The organism is Priestia sp. P5_B4 (genome assembly GCF_056400385.1).
In genome coordinates this window covers 1-4,439 of record NZ_JBFULJ010000285.1, presented here as the reverse complement: position 1 = coordinate 4,439, position 4,439 = coordinate 1, and the positions used below count along the sequence as shown (strand labels likewise).

At 37.7% G+C, this 4,439-nt stretch carries 5 protein-coding genes; all 5 read right to left on the bottom strand.

The features are described from left to right. Positions 1 to 971: PTS transporter subunit EIIC (locus AC1DRF_RS17620; RefSeq protein ID WP_477741277.1), on the bottom strand; the 971-nt coding region annotated here is incomplete at its 3' end. Positions 972 to 1,242: 271 nt separating this feature from the next. Further along, complete coding sequence (gene glcT / locus AC1DRF_RS17615) at positions 1,243 to 2,091, bottom strand: glucose PTS transporter transcription antiterminator GlcT (RefSeq protein WP_013056009.1); 849 nt, start codon at positions 2,089 to 2,091, stop codon at positions 1,243 to 1,245. Positions 2,092 to 2,222: 131 nt separating this feature from the next. Then, positions 2,223 to 3,095 carry a hypothetical protein gene (locus AC1DRF_RS17610; protein WP_427075467.1) on the bottom strand — a complete coding sequence of 291 codons (873 nt, stop codon included), beginning with the start codon at positions 3,093 to 3,095 and terminating at the stop codon, positions 2,223 to 2,225. A 441-nt stretch (positions 3,096 to 3,536) separates the two neighbouring features. After that, positions 3,537 to 4,007 carry a 6,7-dimethyl-8-ribityllumazine synthase gene (gene ribH / locus AC1DRF_RS17605; RefSeq protein WP_013056007.1) on the bottom strand — a complete coding sequence of 157 codons (471 nt, stop codon included), beginning with the start codon at positions 4,005 to 4,007 and terminating at the stop codon, positions 3,537 to 3,539. Positions 4,008 to 4,098: 91 nt separating this feature from the next. After that, positions 4,099 to 4,439, bottom strand: a 341-nt coding sequence (gene ribA, locus AC1DRF_RS17600) for a GTP cyclohydrolase II RibA (RefSeq protein ID WP_477741276.1), incomplete at its 5' end; no start/stop codon positions are given.

Here is a 4,439-nt window from a genome sequence, read left to right as displayed (position 1 = left end):
GTAATACCCGTTAAGAAAGATGTTAAAGCAGYTGAACCCATGATACCAGCTACATATTTTTTGTTTTCAGGACGAGCTTCGTGATAAATCGCAAGAGCTGCTGCTGGCAATCCGAACATCATGAACGGGAATTTACCAACTTGGAATGTTCCTGCTGTTAAAGGCACGCCATCTGCTAATTGAGCAAAGAAAATCTTTTGGTCACCGTGAATATGTTGACCTGCTTTATTAACGTAATCACCAAACTCAAACCAGAACGGAGAGTAGAATATGTGATGAAGTCCAAATGGAATTAATGAACGTTCAATCAATCCAAATACAAAAGCTGATAAAGTTGGGTTTGCATCAATCATGTTAGTAGAGAAAGCATTTAATCCGCTTTGAATTGGCGGCCAAATGAAAATCATAATAACACCTAAAACAATTGAAAATACCCCAGTAATGATTGGTACAAATCGTTTTCCCGCAAAGAACCCTAAATAAGATGGTAATTCAATATTGAAATAACGATTATACATGGATGAAGCTAAAATACCTACTATGATACCCCCGAATACACCTGTAGCTAACGTAGGAATTCCTAAGATGCTAGTGTAAGCTGGATTGGCACCCATTTTGTCAGGATCTAGTTGTCCTGTAGCAACTAAGATTGTGCTCATCGTTTTGTTCATAATTAAGTAGCCTACGATTGCAGCAATACCTGCTACACCGTCACCACCAGCTAAACCAACGGCAACACCAACGGCAAACAATAGCGATAAGTTGTCAAATACAATTTGACCCGCTTGCGACAAAACATTTGAAACCAATTGAACCCAGTCTGCACCAAGTGCCGGTACTGCATCCAACAATGTAGGGTTTTGAAGCGCTGTCCCTACTCCAAGTAAAATCCCTGCTGCCGGTAAAATCGCAACCGGTAACATAAGCGCTTTTCCGACTTTTTGTAATACTCCAAAAAGTTTTTTAAACATGGCGCTTACCTCCTTTTATATATTTAGTGTGCAACAAGCTATTTATTTGATACGTGAATCATTAACGCGCTTTCATAAAACGCTTTCTTTAACTAAAAAACTCCTTACATCTCCTGGTGTCCTGAAACCTAAGCTTTAAATGATTGCGCTTTCTTATAACAAAAAAAGGCATGAGGAAAAAGAAACGATAAATGGATACACTCATCCAATTACACATCGCTTCATTTCTCACTCATGCCTGATCGTATCAGTAACACGTATTGAAATGATTTTATAAATCCGTTTTTGTTATAAGTCGCTGCAGATGCATCGTTAAGTAAACTGCTTCTGCTTCATACACAGGTAAATGTAACGCTTGCTGCATTACTTTTATCACTTTCCAAGACACATTGTAACACAGGGGATATTCTTCTTTCAATAGCAAAGCAATTTTTTTTGGCTCTTCTATTTTTTCTCCTGTTTTTACTCGATCAATCGCAAAATGCAAATGACGAATCAATCTCATATAGTGCACAGATTCTTTGTCTACCTGCAGATGAAGTGATTCTTCAATCACATTAATAATCGTTTGAATAAGCTGCGAGTCTTGATTCACTTCTAGCAGGTTTTTTTCAGTCAGCGCACTGTGGATATGAAGTGCAATAAAACCAATCTCTCCTACTGGAAGCTGCACGCCTATTTTGCGACTAATAATTTCTACCACTTCAGATGCGATCGTATATTCCTCTGGATATAAAGCTTTGGTTTCAAGTAAAAATGGGTTTTTAAGCCCCATTCCCTGCTGAAAACGTTTTATCGCAAACGCGATATGGTCCGTCAATGAAATGTGTATATGCTCATTCAAAGGAATGTTAACACGCTTTTGAATGTGCGTTACAATATCATTCATCATTTCAATCACGTCTTCATCCACTTGCGCTAAAAGCTGCTTGTACTGTTCTTGCTCTTCTTCACTCTTTAACAAAAACATTTTCTCCACGGCTTTTGCATCGATTTCATCGCCTTTTTTCTTATTGAACCCTATTCCTTTCCCAATTAGCACAACTTCATCATAGGTAAGGTGTTTAGCAATTAATACATTATTATTAAGTACCTTTTCTACAAAAAAGGACTCTTTCACGAATCCTTCACTCCCCTGTTTCGGCTTTCTATTATTTGCTTTCCTATCTTACAAATAATACGCATAACCGTCAATTCATTTTTCTTTGTTTCAAATATTATTGAACTAAACTATTTGAGTTACGTATTATCTTAGTAGTTCTTTACTGGAAACGCAACGTCTTTTTTGCTCGTCCCATAACAATTTTTCATAATAAAGTTTTGAAGCATAACGCTCAGAATGAATACACCCGCTTGTAAAAGCGTAAAAAGAACAAGTGAAGTGGTAATAGATACCAGCAACACCCCATAGTGAATCAGCAAAATATCTACTATACGCAGCCCCGCTATAATCATTCCAGCTCCAACAAAAAATTCTTCGGCTACACTCCAAACGAGGAGAATTGTAACAATACAAACGTAAATCATCGTTGCATTTACGGAATCATGAGTAGCGGACGCAAACCATCCCGTATAAAACCAATTATTATGAAAATATGCTAACAGCATAAACATAATAGTAGAAGTAATGGCGAGCGTTCCGAGAAAAAATGTAGCGTAATGCACAAATGTCATATACCGTTCTGTTAGCCATACATACCAAATCTTTGAAATGCTAAAGCCTATAGTCATTAAAACGCCTGTATAAACTGTTTTCCACCAGTGATGTGTATAAATATCCCAGTGTAAAAATAATTCTTCAATCCCCATAAACATAGCTGAAATGAATAAAATATAGCGAAATTTCAATTGATAAGCTGCTACCACCATAGCCATGATGGGAAAAGCAAACGCTTGAGAAGTTAAGGACCCGAACAAATTATCAAAATATTCATTGGTCATAAAATCAGGATCGTAATCGTAACTTTCAAACAACACAAATACAATATATTCTAGTACATAAGCCATTCCAATGATAAAAAAAAGCAAAACGACTAGCTTTTTATCTTTTTTACGTATGAATACTGTAAGCAAAACGGCTGTGCTGATAATAATCAATGCAAAAAAAGCAGTATAATGAGGCATAGACGTCTCCCTTTTACGACCTAATTATTACTTAGAGTAAGACGTTTTAGCCAAATTATACATAGCTAGCTTCTATTCAAAAGAGCTTGAGACAAAACTACATCAATCCAATCTAAAGGCGAACAAACGGGATACATGAGACAGTATAGATCGCTTTCTACACTGCTGTTGATTTCCGTGCAAGACTTCGCTTTCCGCGGGCGGGCGCTGAGCCTCCTCGTTGCCTACGCTTCTGCGGGGGCACACTTCTTCCGCTTTCCCGCAGAAGTCTTCGCCTGACCTTTTAATCTACATCTAGAAGCCACTACATACCTGAAACCTGCGTTCACCCTACCAATGAAAAAATCCGAACGACTCATCGTTCGGATCTTCCTTCAACTAACATACTTTTGTTTCAGCCTCTTTTAACTCTTCAGCTTACAAAAACTGGAATGGTATCTATTATCCTTCAATCATTTTTGAAAGGTTAGCCATTTCGATAGCTGATGCTGCAGCTTCCCATCCTTTATTTCCTGCTTTTGTTCCTGCACGTTCAATTGCTTGCTCAATTGTTTCAGTTGTTAATACACCAAAGATAATTGGCACGCCTGTTTGTAGGCTTTGAGATGCAACGCCTTTTGCTACTTCATTACATACAAAATCAAAGTGTGGAGTAGCTCCTCTAATAACGGTTCCTAGCGTAATCACTGCATCATATTTTTTAGATTCAGCTAATTTTTTGGCGATTAATGGGATTTCATAAGCGCCCGGCACCCAAGCCACGTCTACGTCTTCATCAGCTACGCCGTGACGTTTGAGCGCATCTTCTGCTCCACTAAGTAAACGGCCTGTAATAAATTCATTAAAACGCCCTACCACGATTCCGATTTTTAATCCTGTGCCTACTAAATTTCCTTCATATAAATGATTCATCTTTTGTTCCTCCTGCTAGTATTAATATATAGTTATTTACATTTCTTTTCATGAATTAGCTTCATTTGTTATAACGAAAAAAAGTGTAAAATTATAAATGTAATAAATGACCTAATTTTTTAGCTTTTGTATCTAAGTATTTTTTATTGGCATCCACTGCCGGCATTTGAAGAGGCACTCGCTCGATCACTTCAAGGTCGTAGCCTTTTAGCCCAGTAATTTTACGAGGGTTATTCGTTAAAAGCTTCATTTGTTTGACTCCAAGGTCTTTTAAGATTTGAGCACCGATTCCATACTCTCGTAAATCTGCAGCAAACCCGAGTTTTTCATTCGCTTCTACGGTATCGTATCCTTCTTCCTGCAGCTTATATGCTCTTAGCTTATTTAGTAAGCCAATACCTCTGCCCTCTTGACGCATATACAGAAGAATGC